This window comes from uncultured Sphingomonas sp., from assembly GCF_913062585.1.
In the GTDB taxonomy this organism is placed as follows: Bacteria; Pseudomonadota; Alphaproteobacteria; order Sphingomonadales; family Sphingomonadaceae; genus Sphingomonas.
Window position 1 is genome coordinate 69,455 of record NZ_CAJXWX010000008.1, and the last position, 21,883, is coordinate 91,337.

Genomic DNA, 21,883 nt, shown 5'->3' on the forward strand with positions numbered 1-21,883 from the left:
TACCCATGCGTCATGCCATGACTACTCCCCAGTCGCGAACGCTGTCGCTCCCCCCGCAGCTTGAACGATATGTCGCCCAGGCCGTGGACGCGGGCGAATTTCCCGATGAGCGGGCGATGCTGATCGCCGCGATCGAACGCCTGCGTGACGACCAGCCTTGCGCCGATCCGACCGCCTGGCTGGTGGGTGGCGGAGAGTGTGGCGAACGCGCGCGCCACCATGACTGGGCGAAGACCGCGCTGGGGCCGATCGACGGCTGGCCGGGCGTCCTGCGCACGACGGTCGCCAACATCGTGCACTCGCCGATCGCCAAGGTCCTGATGTGGGGGCCGGACCATGTGATGATCTACAACGACGCCTATCGCGCCATCGCGGGTCCGCGTCATCCGGCGGCCTTTGGCGGATTGGTGCCGGAAATCTGGCCGGAAATCTGGGACTGGAACCGCGATATCCTGAGCCGCGGTTTCCAAGGCGAGGATATCGCCTATCGGGATCAGAAGCTGATCGTCACGCGCGCCGGGATCGAAGAGGAGGTCGTTTTCGATCTCTACTACACGCCGGTCTATCTGGAGCGCGGCGATGTCGGCGGCGTGATGTGCACGGTCGTGGAGAATACCGGTCGGGTCGCGGCCGAGCGTCGGCTGGCCGAAAGCGAGGCGGAACTGCGCGTCATCACCGATTCGCTGCCGGTGCTGGTTGCCTTTGTCGATACCGAGGAACGCTATCGCTTCGCCAACGAATATTACCGCGAATTTCTGGGCATCGACCCCGAAAGCATGCGCGGCAATCGGATCAGCGACGTCCTGACCGAGGCGGATTATGCCGAACGCAAGCCGTTGATCGAGCGAGCCTTGACGGGTGAGACGGTGGTGGCCGACGTGCATCTGCATCACCGCGACGGTAGCCGCCGTCGGGCCGAGACCCGGTACATTCCCCGCCACGGCGATGACGGCAAGGTTGTGGGCTTCCATATCCTGGTCTTCGACGTGGACGAACGGATGCGCCATAGCGAGGCGCTGGCGCGCAGCAATCGCCGGTTCCGTGCGGCAATGGATGCGGTTCATGGCGTGCTCTGGACGAACAGCGCGGATGGCCGGATGGTCGGCGAACAGCCCGGCTGGTCGGCGATTACCGGCCAGACCTACGAGCAATATCAGGGCTTCGGATGGGCGAATGCCGTCCATCCCGATGATTCCGCCGGCACCATCGTCGCCTGGAACGAAGCGGTGGCAACAAAGGGTATGTTCATCCACGAACATCGCGTGCGCCACCATGACGGTGTATGGCGGACCTATGCCATCCGCGCGCTGCCCATCATCGGCGAGGATGGCGAGCTGATCGAATGGGTAGGTGTCCATACCGACATCACTGAACAGCGCGCGGCCGAGCAGGCGCTGCGCGATCAGGCCGCTCTGCTGGCCCGCCAGGTCCATCACCGCGAGCGCGCCGAGGCCCAGCTCCGCCAGCTGAACGAGACGCTGGAAAGCCGCGTCATCGAGGAGATCGCCGAGCGTCGCCAGGCCGAGATGAAGCTCGCCCAGTCGCAGAAGATGGAGACGATCGGCAAGCTGACGGGCGGCGTCGCGCACGACTTCAACAATCTGCTGCAAGTCGTCTCGGGCAATCTCCAGCTGTTGGGCAAGGATGTCGCAGGCAACGAGCGCGCCGAGCAGCGCGTCGCCAATGCGATGGCGGGTGTCGCTCGCGGCTCGAAACTGGCCTCGCAACTGCTCGCCTTCGGACGGCGGCAGGCGCTGGAGCCCAAGGTCGTCAACGTCACCCGCTTCGTCCAGGGTATGGACGACATGCTCCGCCGCGCGATCGGCGAGGGCGTGGAGATCGAGACGATCGTCGGTGGCGGCCTTTGGAACACCTTCATCGACCCGGCGCAGATCGAGAATGCGCTGCTGAACCTGGCGATCAACGCGCGCGATGCGATGGAGGGCCAGGGCAAGCTGACCATCGAGCTGAGCAACGCGCATCTCGACGACGACTATGCGCGAACCCATGACGAGGTCACGCCGGGCCAATATGTCATGCTGGCCGTGTCCGACACGGGCTGCGGCATATCGGACGACATCATCCAGAAGGTCTTCGAGCCCTTTTTCTCGACCAAGAGCGAGGGCAAGGGATCGGGCCTGGGGCTGTCGATGGTCTATGGCTTCGTCAAGCAGTCGGGCGGCCATGTGAAAATCTATTCCGAGATCGGCCACGGCACCACGATCAAGCTCTATCTGCCCCGTGCGATGGAGGCCGAGGATGTCGAGGTCGCGGTCGACACCGGCCCGATCACCGGCGGCACCGAGACGGTTCTGGTCGTCGAGGACGATGCCGAAGTGCGCGCGACCGTCGTCGAGCTGCTGTCCGACCTGGGTTACCGCGTATTGAAGGCGGTGGATGCGCAGAGTGCGCTCAGCGTCATCGAAAGCGGCATTCCGATCGACATGCTGTTCACCGATGTGGTCATGCCGGGCACGCTGAAGAGCCCGGAACTGGCCCGCAAGGCGCGCGAGCGGCTGCCCGATATCGCGGTGCTGTTCACCTCTGGCTATACCGAGAATTCGATCGTCCATGGCGGGCGGCTCGACAAGGGCGTTGAGCTGTTGTCCAAGCCCTATACCCGCGAGGCGTTGGCGCGGAAGTTCCGCCACGTGCTCGCCAACCAGCGCCAGCGGCGCATAGGTACCGGCGATGCGCCGCTGGCATCGGTTCGGGAGGAAAAGCCGGCCGAAGAGCCGCCGGCCCAGCCGCTGCATGACGGCCGCACGATCCTTCTGGTCGAGGACGACGACCTGATCCGCGCCAATACGGCCGAGACGCTGCAGGATGCGGGCTTCGTCGTCGTTCATGCGGTGACCGCCGAGGAGGCGATGACCGCGCTGCAGACGGCGCAGATCGACGTGCTGGTGACCGATCTCAACCTGCCCGGCGAATCGGGTGTGGAACTGGCGGGCAAGGCGCGGCAGTTGCGGCCGGGTCTGTCGATCGTCTTTGCGACGGGCGACGGTGGCATGGCCGCCGAGGCGTCGAAGATGGATGCCGCACTGCTGACCAAGCCCTATTCGGCGGCGCAGCTCATTGCGGCGATCCGGGGTCGGTTGGAGATCATGGAGCAGACGGCCCGGCCGTAAGCCGGGCCGCCTACCCCTTTCCGGTCGGGCTCATGCCGGAGGGGGGCGGCAGGGGAGCCCTTGCGAAACGCGTGAAACGGGAACTCTTTTGGGGGTTAGCGGGCCTTCCAGCCCTCGATGGCGGCGAAGGTGATGATCACCGCCAGCACCAGCAGGGCACCCTGCAATTCCAGTGCGGTCAAATCGAACTCCATCGTCATCGGTTACCTCCCGAATGATAGGTCCGCCATCAAAGGCGGACGGAAAATCGGAGAGACGGACTCGAACCACTCATGGAGTGACGGCGCCAGCCTCTGCTAAAAGGTAATACGCTTTGAATTTTGCTGTCGTGCAGCGAAACCGTGACAAATCATGTCCGGCAGTGCGGAAGGCGGATTTCGGCGCATAATCCGCCTGCCGGCCGATTGGCCAGGGTCAGCTCGCCCCCCTCGGCCGCGACCACCCGCGCGACGATCGACAGCCCCAGGCCGAAACCGACCGTGTCGCGCCGCCGTGCGGTGTCCAGGCGGACAAAGGGCTCCAGCACCAGCTCCAGCGACTCCGGTGGGATCCCGGGGCCGTCATCCTCCACCCGGATGCGGACATCCTGGCCGGGATCCGCGTGCAGGGTAATCGTCGCCCGTTCGCCATAATGCAGCGCATTCTCGACCAGGTTGGTCAGCGCCCGCTTCATGCCGAAACGGCGCAGGCGACAGTCGAAATGATCGGGGCCGACATAATGAACGTCGCGCCCATGATCCGCCGCATCATCGGCCAGATTGGCGCAGAGAATGGCCAGGTCGGTCAATTCGGGCTGCTCGACATCCCCCTCTCCCCCCAGAAAGGCGAGGAGCGAGGAGACCATGGCCTCCATCTCCTCGATATCCGTGCCGATCGCCTCGCGCACCTCGTCGTCACGGATCGCGTCGGCACGTAGCCGGAGGCGGGCGAGCGGCGTGCGCAGGTCATGGCCCACCGCCGCCAGCGCACGCGTCCGCTCGTCGATAAGCCGCCCGATCCGCGCCTGCATCCGGTTGAAGGCGCGGGTGACATGGCGGACTTCGCCAGGCCCCCGCTCGGGCACGATCAGCGGCGCGCCCTGCCCGCCTGCCCCCCGCCCCAGCTTGTCCGCCGCGCGCGCGAGCATCCGCAGCGGTTGCAGGATACGCCCGATCAAGACGCCGCTGAGCAGCATCAAGGCGATCGCCGGGATCAGCGCCAGCAGGACCCGCCCGAACGCCAGGTCCAGCGTGCGAACCCCCTCCCGCATTCGGAAGCTGAGGAGCGTACCGTCGTCAAGCCGCAGATCGCCGGAGACGACCGAGGTCCGCCCCGGCGAGGTCAGGCGCAGATGGATGTCCGTGGCGGCAAGCGACGGTTCCCAATCGACGATCTGCCGCCGCATACTGTCCATCGCCGGGGCGATGGTCGGCCTGGGCGGCGTTTCGGTCGACCAGCCGACGATGTAGCGGTCGGTGGTCAACTCCTCCGCCACCTCACGCCGCTCGGCCGCCGGGCGTTCGTTCAGGACGCGCCGTGCGACGATCAGATGCTCGGCAAGGCGACGGGCCTCGTCATCGCGAACCGAGACATGGCTGGCCCGCTCGTAAAGATAGGTCGATACCGCGAACTCGATCGTCACCGCCAGCAGCAGGATCGCGACGATCCGGCCAAGCAGGCCGACCGAGGGGCGGATCACCGTCGCTCCACCGGCACGTTCAGCATGTAACCGACTCCGCGTACCGTCACGATCGGCGCCGCTCCGCCAGCACCCGACAGCTTGCGACGAAGGCGACTGACTAGCACGTCGATGCTGCGATCCGAACTGTCGCCGATCCGGGCGCGCGACAGCTCGATCAGCCGCTCGCGCGCCACGACCCGCTGCGCATTGTCCAGAAACGCGACGAGCAGGTCGAACTCGGCCCCGGTCAGCTCGACCTGCGCGCCGGAGGGCGACATCAGCTCGCGGCGCGGCAGATTGGCGGTCCAGCCTTCGAAACCCAATATACCCGCCTCGCGCTCGCCCGGCGCCTTCTCCAGCCCGCCGCGGCGCAGTACCGCCCGGATGCGCGCGACCAGCTCGCGCGTGCCGAAGGGCTTGGCGAGATAATCGTCGGCGCCCAGTTCCAGTCCGACCACGCGGTCGACCTCGCTGCCCTTTGCGCTGATGAAGATGATCGGGACCGCGCTCTTCTGGCGGACCTGGCGGCACAGGTCGATGCCGCTGGTCCCCGGCAGCATGATGTCGAGGAGGATCAGGTCGATCTGGCCGACCTCCAGCGCCTGCCACATCTCCGGCGCGGCATTGGCCAGCTTCACGGCGAAGCCGTTTTCCTGCAACGCACGGGCGGTCAGGGTGCGAAGGGCGGGATCGTCCTCGACGATCAGGATGGTGGGCGGAGTCACCCCGCTTGGCTAGGCACGCGCGCTGCCCGCGTCAACGTGCCGTCCGGCCTTATCCGGGCCAAGTCGCTGCAAATGAGCGGCATAGAGTTCGGCGCGCGCCGCATAGCCGGTCGCCGATCCGCGCAACCGCTCGACCTCGCCCGGCGCCAGTTGGCGGATGGCGCGGGCGGGCGCGCCGACGATCAGGCTGCCGGGTTCGAAGACCTTGCCCTCGGTCACGAGAGCGCCCGCACCCACCAGCGATCCCGCGCCGATCTGCGCATCGTTGAGTATGGTCGCGCCCATGCCGATCAGGCAGCCGTCCCCGATCGTGCATCCGTGCAGGATAGCGCGGTGCCCGATGGTACAGTCCGCGCCCACGACCAGCGGGCTGCCCGGATCGGAATGAAGCACCGCGCCATCCTGAACATTGGTCCGCTCGCCGAGCGTGATCGCACCGTTATCCGCGCGGAGGACCGCCCCGAACCAGATGCCGACGCCCTCCCCCAATATCGCTTCGCCGATGACGTCGGCCGAAGGCGCGATCCAGGCGCTCGCGGGCACGACGGGACAGCAGTCCTTTAGCGCGTAAAGGGGCATCAGGCAGTCTCCAGCTGATCCAGCGGCTGCTTGGCCATCTGGCGATAGCGGTGCAGCAACGGCTCGGTATAGCCATTGGGCTGTGCCCGGCCTTCGAAAATCAGCGCGCGGGCAGCCCGCATCGCCAGGCTGTCGGGATCGGCGGTCATCGCCCGATAGGCGGGGTCGCCCGCATTCTGCGCATCGACCTTCGCCGCCATGCGCGCCAGGCTGGCCTCGACCTGCTCGGCGGTCACGATCCCGTGATGCAGCCAGTTCGCGATATGCTGCGACGAGATGCGCAGGGTCGCACGATCCTCCATCAGGCCGATATCGTGCAGGTCCGGCACCTTGGAACAGCCGACGCCCTGGTCGATCCAGCGCACGACATAGCCCAGCAGCCCTTGGGCATTATTGTCCAGTTCCGCGCCGATCTCGCCCTCCGTCCAATGGGGATCGGTCGCGACGGGCGGCGTCAGCAACGCCTCCAGTGCCGCCACCGGCTCCGCGGCGCGCGCGGCCTGGCGCGCGGCGACGTCGATCCGGTGGTAATGCGTCGCATGGAGCGTCGCGGCGGTGGGCGACGGCACCCAGGCTGTCGAAGCCCCGGATTGCGGATGGCCGCCCTTTTGCGCGAGCATGTCGGCCATCCGGTCGGGCGCGGCCCACATGCCCTTGCCGATCTGCGCGCGGCCCGCAAAGCCGCAGGCCAGTCCGATCTGGACGTTGCGATCCTCATAAGCCGCGATCCAGGCGCATTGCTTCACGTTGACCTTGCGAACCATCGGCCCGGCCTCCATCGCGGTGTGGATCTCGTCACCCGTGCGGTCCAAGAAGCCGGTATTGATGAAGACGATCCGGTCCTTCACTGCATAGATACAAGCGGCGAGATTGGCCGAGGTCCGGCGTTCCTCGTCCATCACCCCGATCTTGATGCGATGCCGGTCAAGCCCGAGCATATCCTCAACCGCGTCGAACAGGCGATCGGCAAAGCCCGCCTCCTCCGGCCCATGCATCTTCGGTTTGACGATATAGATCGAGCCGGTGCGACCATTGCCGCCGCACATCGCGATCAGGCTGGTGACGATGGCATCCAATATTCCTTCCGGTGCCTCGCTGCCATCGGCCAGCCGAATGGCGGGCGTCGTCATCAGATGGCCGACGTTGCGGACGAACAACAGGCTGCGGCCCGGCAGCGTGAAGGCGGTACCGTCGAGCGCGCGGTAGTGACGGTCGGGCGCGAGCCGCCGCGTGTGCGTCCGACCACCCTTCTCGATCTCGGCCGTCAGGGTGCCGTCGATCAGGCCCAGCCAATTGGCATAACCCGCCACCTTGTCCTCGGCATCGACCGCCGCGACCGAATCCTCAAGGTCGCAGATGGTCGTCAACGCGGACTCCAGCACGATGTCGGCGATCCCGGCGGGGTCGTCCCGGCCGATCGGGTGGGCCGAATCGACGATGATCTCGATATGCAGGCCGTGGTGCCGGAACAGCCAGCCCTTCTCGCTCCGCCCGCGAAACAGGCTGGGATCGTCCAGGCGACGGACCGCGTCGGCCAGGTCCCGAACGGCGTTCCAGCCGCCCGTGATCGGCAGCGTCTGGTCCAGGAAATCGCGCGCCCAGGCGATCACGAGGGCCCCTCTCTGGGGATCGTAACCGGATCCGTCGGGCAGCGACCCGATGGCATCGGTCCCGTACAGCGCGTCATAAAGACTGCCCCAGCGCGCATTGGCCGCGTTCAGCAGGAAGCGGGCGTTGAGCATGGGGACGACCAGCTGCGGCCCCGCCCGCTCGCACACCTCCTCATCCACATGCCCTGGCGCGATCGTGAAGGGCGCGGGTTCGGGCAGCAGATAGCCGATCTCGGCCAGGAAACGACGCTGGGCCGCCCCATCGGACGAACCGCCCTCGCGATACCAGGCGTCGATCCGCGCCTGCAGCGCGTCTCGCCGTGCAAGCAGGCCTGCGTTTTCCGGGGCGAAGCGGTGGAAGATGTCCGCCATTCCGGCCCAGAAGCGATCCCTGTCGACGCCGCTGCCGGGCAACGCCCGCTCTTCCAGAAAACGGACCAGCGCAGGCGCGACGGACAGGCCGTGGCGTTCAATCATGGCGTCTCTCCCAAGGCGTTGTGGGCGCAAGAATAGGGCATCGCCAGACCATCGCATAGATGGCATAATCTAAGGTCTGTCGATCGCTGGAGGAACGAATGGACCCGGACATCGCGCTGTTCGTCGACGTGGTCCGCGAAGGCAGCCTGGCGGGCGCTGCCCGGGTCTGGCGCCTGTCACCGGCGATGGTGTCCAAGCGAATGGCACGGCTGGAGACACGGCTTAGCATTCGGTTGCTGCACCGGACCACCCGACGCCTGGCACCCACGGCCGCCGGTGCGGCCTTTCATGCCGAGGTCGCACCGCTCGTCGCCGGACTTCGCGCGGCGGAAGCGCGGATGGCTAAGACGGCGTCGGAACCCGCCGGCCCCCTGTCGCTAAGCGCGCCGACCTCCTTTGGCCGCCTGTGGATCGCGCCCTATCTGCCCGCCTTTCTCGAACGCTATCCGGCGATCCGGCTGAAGGTCGAGCTGGCCGATGATTTCGTCGATCTGACGAGCGGTGGTATCGACCTGGCCATCCGGATCACCGCCACTCCGCCCTCGGGGCTGAGTGCGGAACGACTGGCCGACAATCGCCGCATTCTTTGCGCCAGCCCCGCCTATATCGTCCGTTCGGGAATGCCGGAGACGATCGCCGAGCTGCGCCACCACCGACTGCTCGCTGCGCAGGGCCAGTTGCCCTGGCGGCTGACCGGCGCGACGATCGCCGGGCAAAGCCATGTCGAGACGCATAGCAGCGAGGTGGTCCGCGAGTTGGCCCTGGCCGGCGGCGGGATCGCCTTGCGCTCGCTATGGGATGTGGCGGACGCACTGGCCGACGGACGCCTCGTCCGGGTGTTGCCGCGCCTGGAGGGATCGGTGGCGGTCGGTATCTGGGCCCTGCACGCTCCCCTGGGCGCGCCGGCGGCGGTGCCGGCCCTGCTCGCCCATTTGCGTGACCAATGGCGCGGTGCAGACTGGATGAGATGACATACCCGTCATTTTCCCGTGCATCGCCGTCACGCACGCTCTAGGCACGGGGCCACGCAATTCACGGGAGCAGGTTGGGATGGCAGGGGGTCTGGTTGCATTGCTGGACGACGTGGCGGCGATCGCCAAGCTGGCGGCGGCATCGCTCGACGATGTCGCGGGCGCGTCCGCCCGTGCGGGGGCCAAGGCCGCAGGCGTCGTCATCGACGACACGGCGGTCACCCCGCGCTATGTCGTCGGCCTGGCGCCACAGCGCGAATTGCCCATCATCGGCAAGATCGCGCTCGGATCGCTTCGCAACAAGCTGATCTTCCTGCTTCCCGCCGCCCTGCTGCTGAGCGCCTTTGCGCCCTGGGCGATCACTCCCATCCTGATGGCGGGCGGCGCGTTCTTGTGCTTCGAGGCAAGCGAGAAGATCCTGGAGACGCTGACCGGCGGGCATGAAACGGCGCATGAGGTGGCCCCCACCGATCCGAAGACCCTGGAGGATGCCCAAGTGTCCGGTGCGATCCGCACCGACCTGATCCTGTCGGCCGAGATCATGGCGATCGCGCTGTCGGAACTGCCCGATTTGTCGATCGTGACCCAGGCGATCGCGCTGGCGCTGGTCGGTATCGCGATCACCGTCGGCGTTTACGGGGTGGTCGCGGCGATCGTGAAGATGGACGATATCGGCCTGCATCTCGCCCGTCGCGAGGGCGCGGCCGCACAGGCGATCGGGCGCGGGCTGGTGAAGGCCATGCCGCTCGTCCTGCAGGTTCTGGCCGTCGTCGGGACCGCCGCGATGATCTGGGTCGGTGGCGGGATCATCGTGCACGGGCTGGAGGAGTTCGGCCTGACCCCGCTGCCCCACTGGATCCACGACGCGGCGCATCATGCGGGGGAAGCCATGCCGGTCGCGGGGGGTGCCGTGGCCTGGCTCGTCAGTGCCATCGGTGCCGCGATCGTCGGGCTGGCCGTCGGGGCGGTGATCGTCGGGGTGCTGCATCTGCTGCCCCGACGCGGCGCCGCGCACTGATCCGCGCTGCTCAGCTGCCGCGTACCCCGTCGACCTCCATCAATCCGGGGGCGAGCATCCGCCCGGTGACTGTCACCGATTTTCCGACATGGTCAACAGGTACCCGCATCAGCCGCAATTCCAGGGGCGTACCGTCATCGCCCTGAAGCAGGAACGCGCCGCCCTGCCGGATCAACCTGCCGCTCCGGGCGATGATATCGGACGTCATGTCTGTTTCCCCAGATAATGCGCAGCGCCTGTCTGGGCCAACACCGCGCCGAGGGGCCGGTTCCCCGGGGCGCGGTCAGGCCGCCTGAGCGACCTGGTCTCTTCCGTTGCGTTTGGCGTGGTATAGCGCGCTGTCGGCCCGACGGATCATCGCCCCGACATCCTCGCCCGGCTGCCACTCGGCCACGCCGCCGCTGAACGTCACCGGGACGATCCGGTCGCCCACCCTGAAGGGGCTCGACGCGACATCGTGGCGTAGCCGGTCGACGATCGCCATGGCGTTCTCCAGCGTCGTGCCAGGCAGCAGGATCGCGATTTCCTCGCCACCATAGCGGGCGAGTGTGTCGCCGACGCGGACCCCCTGCTGAAGCCGGGCCGAGAGCTGGACCAGCACTTCGTCACCCGTGCTATGACCGAAACGATCGTTGATCCGCTTGAAGTGATCGACGTCCAGCAGCGCGAAGGCGAAGCGTTCCTCCTCCGCGATCGCCCGCTCCCGCAGGGCCTCGACCTCGTTCATCAGTGTGCGGCGATTGGCGAGGCCCGTCAGGGGATCGGTGCTGGCCAGCCGGTCGAGCTGCGCGTTCGCGGCACGCAATTCCTGCGTTCGTTCGGCCACCATCGTCTCCAGCATCCGCGCCCGACGACGCATGACGGTGGTCACCAGCCAGACCAGACCAGCCAGCGCGAGCATGACCACAAGCACCATCGCGATGCGCGCGGGCCAGGTCTCATACCATTGCGGCTCGACCGTGATGCGGATGCGGCGGGTGATCGTGCGCGACGCCAGGCCCGGTATGTCCGCGCGCAGATCGAGCCAGTAGCTGCCGACGGGCAGGTTCGTATAGGTGGCACTCGCGGGTGTCCCGGCCGGGACCGTCATCCAGTTCCGATCGAACCCGTCCAGGCGGTAGCCATAGCGAATGTCCTCGGGCGCATTATAATCGGTCAGCGCAAAGTCGACCCGCAACGTCTGGCCATCGCGTTCGAGAGAGAGGAGCGGCGCCGTCGGGTCGATGGGCAGCGCATGACCGTCGATATCCGCCGCGCTGACGATCAACTGCACCTGCCTGCCATGAGCGGCGCGGCCCAGCAGCAGGTCGGGTTGCAGAACCATGAGGCCATCGGGCGATCCGAACAGCAGCGAGCCGTCGGGCAGGCGAGCCGCCGCCAACTGGTTGAACGCATTCATGCTCAGCCCGTCGCGCTGGCTCATCGTGCGAACCTGGCGTCCGGAACAGTCTATGACGGAGATACCGCCTGCGCTCGCCGCCCAGATCCGCCGCCGGCCATCCATCATCAGCGCCGCGACATTGTCGCCCGCCAGGCCGTCCGCCTCGGTGATCGCCTGGAAGCGCCAGCCGCCCGGCGCCGCCCGCCCGAAAGCGACGCCGCCATAGGTTCCGACCCAGATGTCCGGTCCGTCCGGGACGATCGAGCCGGCATAGTCCTGGGGCAGCTTGGCCGATCCCGCCGACCGGCTGGAAAAGGTCGTGAAGCGGCCGGTCCGAAGATCGAACTTGGCCACCCCTGCGGGGGAGCCGATCAGCGCCGATGTCGGCGAGCGCACGATGATGTTGATGACCTCGTTATTGGGCAGGCTTTGCCCGTCTGCGTCGTCATGCTGGAAATGCCAGACGCGGCCATCCGCCTTTCGACGAACGAACAGGCCCTTATAGGTCCCGATCAACAGGGAATCCGGGGTTTCGGCCAGCGAGATGACCGGCAGGTCGCCCAGGCCCGGCACGTCGATGGTGTGTTGCTCCAAGGTCACAGGATTGATGGCCAGCACGCCGCGCGCGCCGATCAGGATCGAACCGTCGGCGGCATCCAGCAGCGCCTTGATATCCTGGCCGACATGCCGATCCCGCAGCGTCACACGGCGCACCTCGCCGTGTGGGCGATCCAGGACGTCCAGGGTGCCGTTGCTCATGCCCAGCCAGATCAGCCCGCGCCGATCGACCAGGATCCCGCGAACATTGTCGTCCGACAGCGACATGTGCGGGTTCGGCATGGCGGAGCCGATGCGCAACACGCCGCCGCCCGGCCCCAGCGTTCGGGCCGCGCCCATCTCGGTCGCGGCCCAGATGCCGCCCGAACCGTCCAGCGCCAGCGAGCGGACCGTATCACCGGGCAGCGAGAGCGGGTTGGCCGCAAGGCGCCGGACCGACATGGCGGCGAAGTTGCGCGCCGGGTCGACCAGGACGATTCCCATGCCGTCCGTTGCGAACCACAGGCGACCATGGCCATCCTCCAGCATCGAGCGGATCGTCCGGTGGCCGACCAATGGCGAGGCGCCTGCGAGCGCCGGCAATTGCGTAAAGCGCGGCCGGTCGCCCCGCTCGGTCGCCATGTAGATCCCGTCCGACCCCGTCCCCACCCATAATCGGCCGCGTCGATCGCGCAGGATCGCCCAGACGTCGTGGACTCCGCCATCGCGTGCGAAACGTACCGGCTCGAACCGATTCTGGCCGGGACGGCGGACCCAGAGGCCCTGGTCGGCTCCGGCCCAAAGCGTACCGTCGGCATCGTAGCGCACGGAAAACACGACCTGATTATGGCCGTCCGCATCGCGCAACGCCTGCGCCGCCATCGAAGCGACCCGGTCGGTCGCGGCGATATAGTGGTGAACGCCCGCGTCCGTCGCGATATAGGCACCGCCCGCGCCATCGGGCGTGAAGCCGAAAATGCGCGATCCGATACGATGTCCGTCGCTCTTCAAGCGCAGGAATCTCCCCGTCTTCGGTTCGTAGCGCGCCAGCCCGCCGACATTGGTCCCGATCAGCAGGCCACCATCGGGCAAGGCCAGCAGCGACCGGACATAATTGTCGGGCAGCGAATTGGCGTCGGACAATCTCTGCTTGAAATTCCGCACCCGCTGGCCGTCATAGCGGGTCAAGCCACCGCGCGTCCCGATCCACATGGTGCCGTCCTTGGCGCACGCCATCGCGGTGGTCGTGACGTGCGGAAGCCCCAGCGTGTCCCCCAGACCGGAGAAGGTCACCCATTGCCATGCCGCCCATGGATCGCTTCGCTCTGCCCTGACCCCAGCGGGCAGGATGGACAGGAGAAGCAGGAGGGCCGCGGCGCCCAAGGATCGAAATTGTCTCAAGCCGATATCCCGCGCCGATATCTACGGCCGACAATCTAAAAGGATGTTAATCCGCTCGGAAAGTGGCGCAGAGTTACCAAGGGCTTGACGAAAGGCAAGTGTTCCTGTTTTGTTTTTGGGCTCGCAAGTGGCGGGCGATAGGATCGCTATAGGCTCCCGGTGCGCCACCCCTCCCCTTCGCCCGATGCCGGACCGCTGCCGGAAACCCGCAAGATCATCCATGTCGACATGGACGCCTTCTATGCCTCAGTCGAACAGCGCGACGATCCCGCCTTGCAGCGGCGCCCCGTTGCGGTCGGGGGATCGCGGGCGCGCGGCGTCGTCGCGGCGGCCAGTTATGAGGCGCGGGCATTCGGTGTCCGATCGGCCATGCCCTCCGTCACTGCAGCCAGACGATGCCCGGACCTGGTCTTCGTCCCGCCCCGGTTCGATGTCTATCGCGAGGTTTCGCAACAGATCCGCACCATCTTTACCCGCTATACGGACCTGATCGAGCCCTTGTCCCTGGACGAGGCCTATCTGGACGTGACCCAGGACCGCGCGGCGCTCGGCTCCGCCACTGCGATCGCGTCGGCGATCCGGACCGCGATCAAGGCGGAAACCGGGCTGACCGCCTCGGCCGGTGTCAGCTACAACAAGTTCATCGCCAAGCTCGCCTCGGACCAGAACAAGCCGGACGGGCTGTGCGTCATCCCGCCCGCGCTGGGCGCGGCCTTCGTCGCGAGTCTGCCGGTCAAGCGCTTCCACGGTGTCGGCCCCGTGACCGCCCGCAAGATGGAGGCGCTGGGCATATTGACGGGCCAGGACCTACGCGATCAACCTCTGGCGTTTCTTCAGCGGCATTTTGGCAGCTATGCCGATTATCTTTACGGTGCGGCACGCGGCATTGATCATCGCCCGGTCCGGGCGCATCGGGTCGCCAAGTCGATCGGGGCGGAGCGGACCTTCGAGCACGACCTGTCGGATCGCGATGCCCTGCTCGGCGCGCTGGACCGGGTGGTGGACGCGGCCTGGACCCGAATCGAGCGCAGCGGGGTCTCAGGTCGCACCGTCACCCTGAAGCTACGTCACAGCGATTTCCGGACCATCACTCGCGCCCGCTCGCTCGGCCAGTCGGTCGGCGACCGGGCACAGTTCCTGGCGATCGGGATCGAGCTGCTCGACCAGCAATTGCCGGTCGAACGCGGCGTCCGGCTTCTGGGCCTGACCCTGTCCGGCCTGACCGATGACGGAGAGGGGCGCGAAGGTGAACCCGACCAGGCCGAACTGCCGCTCTGAGCGGCAAAAGGTTCAGGCGGCGAGTTCACCGACCGACGCCACGGGATCTGGGTCGGCATCCAGCGTAAGGATCGCCACCGCGCCAGTGCCCTGCCCCGCGCTGCGCAGTTCCAGCACGCCGCCCATCGCCGCCATCGAATTGGCGCACCAATGAAGACCCAGCCCTCCCGATTTTTCGGTGCGGGTCGAAAAGCCGGGCTGGAACAGCCGCGTCGACAGGGCGGGTTCGAAGCCTTCGCCATCGTCGATGATCCGGACCGATAGGCGTCCGCCCGTGGGCGGCAGCAGTTCGACCGCGATGGTGCCGTGATCGCGCCCCGTCGCGACGATCGCTTCGACCGCATTGGAAAAGAGATTGCCGATCACCTGGCTCAGGATGACGCGATTGGCTAGCACGGGGGCGGGTTCGGCCGGAAAGCTGAACCCGATCGAGACCGACTGCGCATAGCGCGCGATCGTGGCGTTGCGCGCGACGATGTCGGTCACGTCGCACCGTTCGCGGGGCGGACGCTCATGAGCGCGGGCCTGTTGCGCGCCGATGATCTCCAGCGTCTGGCGCATCGCGTCACGCCCGACCTCCAGCTGCTGGCGAACCGCATCGCGGGCCACGGCATCGGCGTCGATCGCAGTAGCGACGAACGCGACCAGCTTGGCACGGCGCGCTGCGTCGATATCGTCGCGCCGCAGCTCCGCCAAGGCGCGATCCAGCAACTGCCGGTCGGCCACGGGCATCGGCCCGACACCGTGGCTCAGGATCGTGCTGAGCGGCGCCAGAGCGTTGCGGACATTATGGAGCACGGCCACCGCGCTTTCCGAGCGCCCCAGCGCGAAGCTCTGTATCTCATTCTGCTCGCGCAGATCCTTCAGCTGGTTCAGCATCGCGTTGAAGCTGCGCCCCAGCGACCCGAATTCGTCGACGCGCGAGCCTTCGTCCTCGAACGGCAATAGCGCGCCGGAGGCCCGCACGCGCTCCATATGGCGCTCCACCCGGTCGAGCGGGGCCAGGACGAAAGCGGCCACGGCGCGCCGTACCATCAGCAGCAGGAAGACCAGCAACAGGATCGACCCCGCCACCGCCAGCATCAATACGCGGCGGCCGAGCAGGACGACCTCGCGCGAAACCCGGAACCCGGCCGTGGCGACCGGGGCGCCATCGGCACCTCGCATCGGGACCGCGATCTCTATGGCACCCGATTGCTTGCGGATCGCATCGCCCTGCCCCTCGGGCGGGCGCGTGATATGCGCAGCCTTGCCCAGCAGGGCCGACAGATGCCCGGCGGTCAATCGCTGCATCACCGCGACATAGCCGGTCGTGTGCCCCCGTGGGTCCGTGATCCGCGCCATGCCGACGGCCATGACGCCAGCCCCGTCGGGGAGATAGAAATGGGTGGACCGCCCATCCTTCAGCGGCTTTTGCAGATCGACGGCATTCAGCCCCTGGGCCAATGCCGTGCGGGACGGATCGGTGTAGGACCGCACCCGTACGTCCCAGCCGCTGTCCGACACGGCACGATAGGCTACGGCATCGACCCTATGGGCGGAAAACAGCAGTTGCGATAAAGGGACAGGCGCCGATGTCGGCAGGGTTCGCGCGGTGTCCGCATGTTCGCGGGCGATGATCTCGGCCCCCGCCGCGAACTCGGCCAGTGCGGCATGGGCGCGGTGGCGATAGGCCACGGTCGCACGATCTTCGAGTTCGGCAAAGCTCGGCGAGATGACGAGCGCCAGCAGCGCCGCCAACGCGATCGCCCCGCCGACCCCGGTGATGGTCAGCACCGACACCATCGTATCGCGCAGCGATCGCGGGCGGACCCGCGCGCCGAACCACGCCCGTAAGCCCTTCATGTCGGTCAGCGCCGAACGCTCGCGACCATGGGCCTGTCAAAGACTTCGGCACCCGGCAGCGCCATGTAATGCTGATCCGCCAAGGCCTGCGCTTCGGCCGCAGGCACCGGGCGGGAGAAAAGATAGCCCTGCAAATGGCTTGCGCCGGCGACCCGGAGGGCCTGTGCCTGCGCCTCGGTCTCGACACCCTCGGCCACGACCCCCAGTCCCAGCGCACGCCCGAGATGGATGATCGAGTGGACGATTGCGGCCGATTCGCGCTCCCGGCCCATGCCGTCGATGAAGCTGCGGTCGATTTTGAGGCAGTCGAGCGCGAATTTGCGGATATTGTACAGGCTGGAATAGCCGGTCCCGAAATCGTCGAGCGCGATCCGGAAGCCCAGGCCGCGCAGCTCGCAAAGCGTGGCCGCGGCGCGCTCGGCATCGTCGAAGATCGCGGTTTCGGTGATTTCGATCTGCACCCGGGCCGGATCGACCCCCGCCCGCGAGACGCTGTCCATCACATGGGCGACGAAATGCGACCGGCGAAACTGGATCGGGCTGAAATTGACCGACACATATTGGCCGGGCCAGCGCTTCACCTCGGCCAGCGCCTGGTCGAGAATCCAGTCGCCCAGTTCGTGGATCAAGTGGGCTTCCTCGGCGATCGGAATGAAGATGGCCGGGTTGATCGGCCCGCGATCCTTCCGGTTCCAGCGGACCAGCGCCTCGAAACCGACGATCTCGAGATCGCCACGCCCGACGATCGGCTGATAGACCAGGCTCAACTCGTCCTTCGCAATGGCCTCGGCCAGGCCGGCCTCGATTTCGCGACGGACGCGGACGCCTTCGTCCATGCTCGCATCGAACACACGCGCCACCCCGCGCCCCGCCCGCTTGGCTTCGTTCAGCGCCATGTCCGCCTGGCGAACCAGATCGGTGGGGTCGCGCTCGCTCCGATCGCCACGCATCACCAGCCCGCAGGACGCGCCGCAACGGACCGCGTGGCCCAGTATCTGGAAACTGTCGGCACAGGCCGTCACCACGGCGTTGCAGGCGGCCACCGCTTCGGCTTCGGTCTCGACATCGAAGACCATGCCGAATTCGTCGCCGCCCAGTCGGGCGACCAAGGTTGCCTCCGGCGCCGTCCGCTGGATGGTCGCGCACACCGTCCGGATCAGTTCGTCGCCAGCCATATGGCCCAGCGTATCGTTGACCTGCTTGAACCGGTCGAGGTCGAGCATGCAGACGGCGAACGATCCCGGCCGCCGTCCGCGCTCCTGCAGGCCGCGCAGGAAGGCGACACGATTCGGCGCATCGGTCAGCGCGTCGTGCATCGCGATATGCATCGCGCGGCTTTCATTGGCTTCCAGCTCGGCGCTCTTCTGCTCCAGCGTCACGACCTGCGCGGCGAGAAGCGCCCGTGCCGCCGTCAGTTCGCGATCATTGTCCCAGCGACGGCACAGCGCGAGCGCCATTTGCGAGATTTCGGCGACCTCGAACGGCTTGGCGATATAGAAGATCTTGTCCGCCGGTCCCGCGACCCTGCCGATCTCGACCGGCGAGAAATCGGAATAGCCGGTGACGATGACCAGATGGATATGGGGGTCGAGCGCTCGGATCCGCCGCGCCGTTTCGCAACCGTCGATGCCAGGGGGCATCCGGATGTCGATAAACGCCACGGCAAAGGGATTGCCGTCCGCCAGGGCCTGTTCGACCGCCTGCACCGCATCGAGGCCCTGAAAGCAATGATGCGGCTGGAACACCATATCGGTGTCCCCGTCGGGACGTCCGTCGGCACCGAACAGATCGGCGGCCATGGCGTCCAAAGTCTGCCGCGCGTCGGTCCGACCGTGGACGAGCCCGGAGAAACAGAAGGCGTAGCTGTCGTGTACCGCCGGTTCGTCGTCAACGATCAGAATACGCATCCGGTCACCATCATTCCAAGATCATGCAATCAATGGAGTTGATGGTAACCAGAGACGCTTAAAGTGACGTAAACGGTCAGGTTCGGGGCATAAGAGCCGCCGATCTGCCGGTTATTCGACCGTAACGCTCTTCGCCAGATTGCGCGGCTGGTCGACATCGGTGCCCTTGGCGACAGCCACGTGATAGGCGAGCAGCTGCACCGGCACCGCATAGACGATCGGCGCGATCAGCGGGTGGACCTTGGGCATGGTGATCGTCGCGATGCAGCCATCGCCCGCCGCCTCGATCCCGTCATAGTCGGAGATCAGGATCACCTTGCCGCCGCGCGCCTGCACCTCCTGCATGTTCGAGACGGTCTTTTCGAACAATGGGCCGGAGGGCGCGATGACGATAACGGGCACATGCTCGTCGATCAGCGCGATCGGCCCGTGCTTCATCTCGCCCGCCGCATATCCCTCGGCATGGATATAGCTGATTTCCTTCAGCTTCAGCGCACCTTCCAAGGCAAGCGGATAATCCGTGCCGCGACCGAGATACAGGACGTCCCGCGCACCTGCGACGGCGCCGGCCATGGCTTCGATCGCTTCGTCATAAGCGAGCGCGCCGTTGATCGCGGCCGGAGCCTCGGCCAGATGGCGGACGATCTGCTTCTCCTCGTCGGACGACAGCCGCCCCTTGGCCTTGGCGAGATTGGCGGCGAGCGCGGCGAGAACGCTCAACTGGCAGGTAAAGGCCTTGGTCGAGGCGACGCCGATCTCCGGCCCGGCATGGGTCGGCAGCAGCAGGTCGGCCTCGCGGGCCATCGAGCTGGTGGGCACGTTGACCACTGCCGCGATCGTCTGCCCCTCGCTCTTGGCATGGCGCAGTGCCGCCAGCGTGTCGGCGGTTTCGCCCGACTGGCTGATGACGATCATCAGGCCGCCCGGCTCCATCACCGGCGCGCGGTAGCGAAATTCGGAGGCGACATCGAGGTCGACGGGCACGCGCGCGAACTGCTCGAACCAGTATTTGGCGACCATGCCCGCATAGAAGCTGGTGCCGCACGCCACGATCGTCACGCGCTTGATGCCCGACAGGTCGAAATCGGGGATCGGCAGCGCGACCTTGCCCTCCAGCCGCTGGAGATACGAGCGCAGCGTCTGGGCGACGACGATCGGCTGCTCGTAGATTTCCTTCTGCATGAAGTGCCGGTGATTGCCCTTGTCGATCAGGGCACCGGTGACGCCCGACAGGGTGACGGGCCGCTCGACGGGGTTGTTGTCGCGGTCATAGACCTGCGCGCCCTGACGGGTGCACACGACCCAGTCGCCCTCGTCGAGATAGGCGATGCGCTGGGTCAGCGGGGCGAGCGCCAGCGCGTCGGAGCCCAGATAGGTCTCGTCATCGCCATAGCCGACGACCAGCGGCGAGCCGAGCCGCGCGCCGATCAGCATGTCGGGCTGGTCGCGGAACAGGATGGCGAGCGCGAACGCGCCGTGCAGGCGCGGCAGCACCTCGCGGACGGCGGCGACGGGGTCGAGCCCCTGCTCGACCTTCTCGCTGACCAGATGCGCGACGACTTCGGTGTCGGTCTCGCTGGTGAAGACGCGGCCCCGGCCGATCAGTTCGTCGCGCAGCGCCTTGAAATTCTCGATGATGCCGTTGTGGACCACCGCGACATGGTCGGTGGCGTGCGGGTGGGCGTTGTTGGTCGTCGGGCCGCCATGCGTCGCCCAGCGGGTATGGGCGATGCCGACCGTCCCGGGCAGCGGATGCGCGGCCAGTTCCTTGGCCAGGTTGATCAGCTTGCCCGAGGCCCGGCGGCGTTCGATCGCGCCATGGTCGATGGTTGCGATGCCAGCCGAGTCATAGCCGCGATATTCGAGCCGCCGCAGCCCGTCGAGCAGCCGATCGGCGACATCCTCGCCGCCCAGGATTCCCACGATACCGCACATACTCTTACTCCCCAGCCTTTTTCGCGGCTTTCTTGGCCGTCATCATATCTCGGAAACGCTTGGCCCAGCCCGGCTTGGTCTGGCGTTCGGCGCGGACCAGCGCCAGGGCGTCCGCCTCGACATCGCTGGTCACGACCGAGCCCGCGCCGACGATCGCGCCCGCGCCGATCGTGACCGGGGCGACCAATGCGGAATTGGATCCGACAAAGGCCCCCTCACCGATCACGGTGCGATATTTGAGGAAGCCGTCATAATTGCAGGTGATGGTACCCGCGCCGATATTGGCCCCCGCCCCCACCTCGGCATCGCCCAGATAGGTCAGGTGGTTCGCCTTGGCGCCGGGGCCGAGCACGGCCTTCTTCATTTCGACGAAATTGCCGACCCGTGCCCCCTCCCGCACATCGGCACCGGGGCGCAGGCGGGCATAGGGACCGATATCTGCGCCGGTGGCCACGGTCGCGCCTTCCAGGTGGCTGAAGGCATGGATCGTCACGCCGTCCGCCACATGGACGCCGGGACCGAAGACCACATGCGGCTCGATCACCACGTCACGGCCGATCCGCGTGTCGTGCGCGAACCAGACCGTGTCGGGCGCGATCAGCGTCGCGCCATCGGCCATTGCGCGCGCACGACGGCGAGCCTGCCAGTCGCTTTCGACCACCGCCAGTTCGGCGCGGCTGTTGACGCCCGCGACTTCCCCCGCGCCCGTCTCGATCACGGCCGAATGGCGACCATCGGCAGCGGCAAGCATGACGATGTCGGGCAGGTAATATTCACCCGCCGCATTGTCGTTGCCGACCCGGTCGAGCAGCCCGAACAGATCCGTGGACCGGACCGCCATCAAGCCGGAATTGCAAAGGGTTACGGCGCGCTCTTCGGCACTGGCATCCTTGAACTCGACCATCCGGGCGATCCGGCCATCGGCATCCGCGATCACCCGTCCATAGGCCGCCGGATCGGCGGGGCGGAAACCCAGCACGACGGCGGCGGGCGCGTCCTGGGCACCCAGCCGGTCGATCATCGCCTGCATCGTCCGCGCCTCGACCAGTGGCACATCGCCATACAGGATCAGCACGTCGCCGTCGAAACCCGCCAGTGCCTCGCGCGCCTGCGCCACCGCATGGCCGGTACCGAGCTGCTCGGCCTGAAGCGCCGTCCCGACGCCGAGCGGCGCCACCGCCGCCTCTACCTGTTCGCGTCCCGCACCAGTCACCACGACCATCCGTTCGGGTGAGAGTTGCTTCACGCTGTCGATCAGATGGAGCAGCATCGGCCGCCCGGCGATCGGGTGGAGAACCTTGTGCAGGTCGGACTTCATGCGGGTGCCCTTACCCGCTGCGAGGATGATGGCGGCGACTGGTCTCGTCATGATGGTTGCGCCTGCCATGGATTTCGGGCCAAGGCCAGCCACAGAACGGCGACGGACAC

At 66.9% G+C, this 21,883-nt stretch carries 14 protein-coding genes; 4 read left to right on the forward strand and 10 right to left on the reverse strand.

Translation table 11 applies throughout. The features are described from left to right. Positions 1–5: 5 nt before the first annotated feature. Positions 6–3,131: a PAS domain-containing protein gene (locus QZ546_RS07630; protein ID WP_294235991.1), complete on the forward strand. Its 3,126-nt coding sequence runs from the start codon at positions 6–8 to the stop codon at positions 3,129–3,131. A 349-nt stretch (positions 3,132–3,480) separates the two neighbouring features. Here the strand turns inward: QZ546_RS07630 and QZ546_RS07635 are convergent, their stop codons facing one another. The 4 genes from QZ546_RS07635 to QZ546_RS07650 are packed head-to-tail and all read right to left on the reverse strand — an operon-like array spanning position 3,481 to position 8,182. Continuing rightward, entirely contained in the window at positions 3,481–4,809 is a 1,329-nt protein-coding gene (locus QZ546_RS07635) for an ATP-binding protein (protein WP_294235992.1), read from the reverse strand. Continuing rightward, positions 4,806–5,516: a response regulator transcription factor gene (locus QZ546_RS07640; RefSeq protein ID WP_294235993.1), complete on the reverse strand. Its 711-nt coding sequence runs from the start codon at positions 5,514–5,516 to the stop codon at positions 4,806–4,808. The genes QZ546_RS07635 and QZ546_RS07640 overlap by 4 nt, the downstream gene beginning before the upstream one ends. Positions 5,517–5,525: 9 nt before the next feature. Then, positions 5,526–6,095, reverse strand: a complete 570-nt coding sequence (locus QZ546_RS07645) for a gamma carbonic anhydrase family protein (protein ID WP_294235994.1) — start codon at positions 6,093–6,095, stop codon at positions 5,526–5,528. Then, positions 6,095–8,182 (reverse strand): malate synthase G, encoded by a 2,088-nt coding sequence (locus QZ546_RS07650; protein ID WP_294235995.1) that lies wholly within the window; start codon positions 8,180–8,182, stop codon positions 6,095–6,097. The genes QZ546_RS07645 and QZ546_RS07650 overlap by 1 nt, the downstream gene beginning before the upstream one ends. Positions 8,183–8,280: 98 nt before the next feature. Between QZ546_RS07650 and QZ546_RS07655 the strand changes: the two genes are divergently transcribed. Beyond that, positions 8,281–9,153, forward strand: a complete 873-nt coding sequence (locus QZ546_RS07655; RefSeq protein WP_294235996.1) for a LysR family transcriptional regulator — start codon at positions 8,281–8,283, stop codon at positions 9,151–9,153. Positions 9,154–9,232: 79 nt separating this feature from the next. Continuing rightward, a complete protein-coding gene (locus QZ546_RS07660) occupies positions 9,233–10,171 on the forward strand; it encodes a DUF808 domain-containing protein (RefSeq protein ID WP_294235997.1) in 939 nt (312 codons plus the stop codon). Positions 10,172–10,181: 10 nt separating this feature from the next. Here QZ546_RS07660 and QZ546_RS07665 read toward each other — a convergent pair whose 3' ends face one another. Both QZ546_RS07665 and QZ546_RS07670 read right to left on the reverse strand, forming a co-directional pair. After that, complete coding sequence (locus tag QZ546_RS07665; protein ID WP_294235998.1) at positions 10,182–10,379, reverse strand: DUF5818 domain-containing protein; 198 nt, start codon at positions 10,377–10,379, stop codon at positions 10,182–10,184. 75 nt (positions 10,380–10,454) lie between these two features. After that, the gene (locus tag QZ546_RS07670) at positions 10,455–13,382 is read right to left on the reverse strand and encodes a ligand-binding sensor domain-containing diguanylate cyclase (RefSeq protein ID WP_294235999.1); all 2,928 of its coding nucleotides are present in this window, start codon (positions 13,380–13,382) and stop codon (positions 10,455–10,457) included. A gap of 267 nt (positions 13,383–13,649) precedes the next feature. On the opposite strand from QZ546_RS07670, the gene dinB reads away from it, so the two are divergent. Continuing rightward, positions 13,650–14,768 (forward strand): DNA polymerase IV, encoded by a 1,119-nt coding sequence (dinB, locus tag QZ546_RS07675; protein WP_294236000.1) that lies wholly within the window; start codon positions 13,650–13,652, stop codon positions 14,766–14,768. A gap of 12 nt (positions 14,769–14,780) precedes the next feature. Here the strand turns inward: dinB and QZ546_RS07680 are convergent, their stop codons facing one another. From QZ546_RS07680 to glmU, 4 genes are all read right to left on the reverse strand, one after another. Next, on the reverse strand, positions 14,781–16,613 hold the full coding sequence (locus QZ546_RS07680; protein WP_294236001.1) for a HAMP domain-containing sensor histidine kinase: 1,833 nt from the start codon (positions 16,611–16,613) through the stop codon (positions 14,781–14,783). A 5-nt stretch (positions 16,614–16,618) separates the two neighbouring features. After that, a complete protein-coding gene (locus tag QZ546_RS07685; protein WP_294236002.1) occupies positions 16,619–18,520 on the reverse strand; it encodes an EAL domain-containing protein in 1,902 nt (633 codons plus the stop codon). A 111-nt stretch (positions 18,521–18,631) separates the two neighbouring features. Further along, entirely contained in the window at positions 18,632–20,455 is a 1,824-nt protein-coding gene (gene glmS / locus QZ546_RS07690; RefSeq protein WP_294236003.1) for a glutamine--fructose-6-phosphate transaminase (isomerizing), read from the reverse strand. A gap of 4 nt (positions 20,456–20,459) precedes the next feature. Then, the gene (gene glmU, locus QZ546_RS07695) at positions 20,460–21,827 is read right to left on the reverse strand and encodes a bifunctional UDP-N-acetylglucosamine diphosphorylase/glucosamine-1-phosphate N-acetyltransferase GlmU (RefSeq protein ID WP_294236048.1); all 1,368 of its coding nucleotides are present in this window, start codon (positions 21,825–21,827) and stop codon (positions 20,460–20,462) included. Positions 21,828–21,883 lie beyond the last annotated feature (56 nt).

Bases quoted from the DNA above. Each gene is read 5' to 3' on its own strand.
- QZ546_RS07650 (WP_294235995.1), bottom strand. From the start codon at position 8,182: ATGATTGAACGCCACGGCCTGTCCGTCGCGCCTGCGCTGGTCCGTTTT.
- QZ546_RS07655 (WP_294235996.1), top strand. From the start codon at position 8,281: ATGGACCCGGACATCGCGCTGTTCGTCGACGTGGTCCGCGAAGGCAGC.
- QZ546_RS07665 (WP_294235998.1), bottom strand. From the start codon at position 10,379: ATGACGTCCGATATCATCGCCCGGAGCGGCAGGTTGATCCGGCAGGGC.
- QZ546_RS07660 (WP_294235997.1), top strand. From the start codon at position 9,233: ATGGCAGGGGGTCTGGTTGCATTGCTGGACGACGTGGCGGCGATCGCC.
- QZ546_RS07685 (WP_294236002.1), bottom strand. From the start codon at position 18,520: ATGCGTATTCTGATCGTTGACGACGAACCGGCGGTACACGACAGCTAC.
- QZ546_RS07645 (WP_294235994.1), bottom strand. From the start codon at position 6,095: ATGCCCCTTTACGCGCTAAAGGACTGCTGTCCCGTCGTGCCCGCGAGC.
- QZ546_RS07630 (WP_294235991.1), top strand. From the start codon at position 6: ATGCGTCATGCCATGACTACTCCCCAGTCGCGAACGCTGTCGCTCCCC.
- QZ546_RS07680 (WP_294236001.1), bottom strand. From the start codon at position 16,613: ATGAAGGGCTTACGGGCGTGGTTCGGCGCGCGGGTCCGCCCGCGATCG.
- glmS (WP_294236003.1), bottom strand. From the start codon at position 20,455: ATGTGCGGTATCGTGGGAATCCTGGGCGGCGAGGATGTCGCCGATCGG.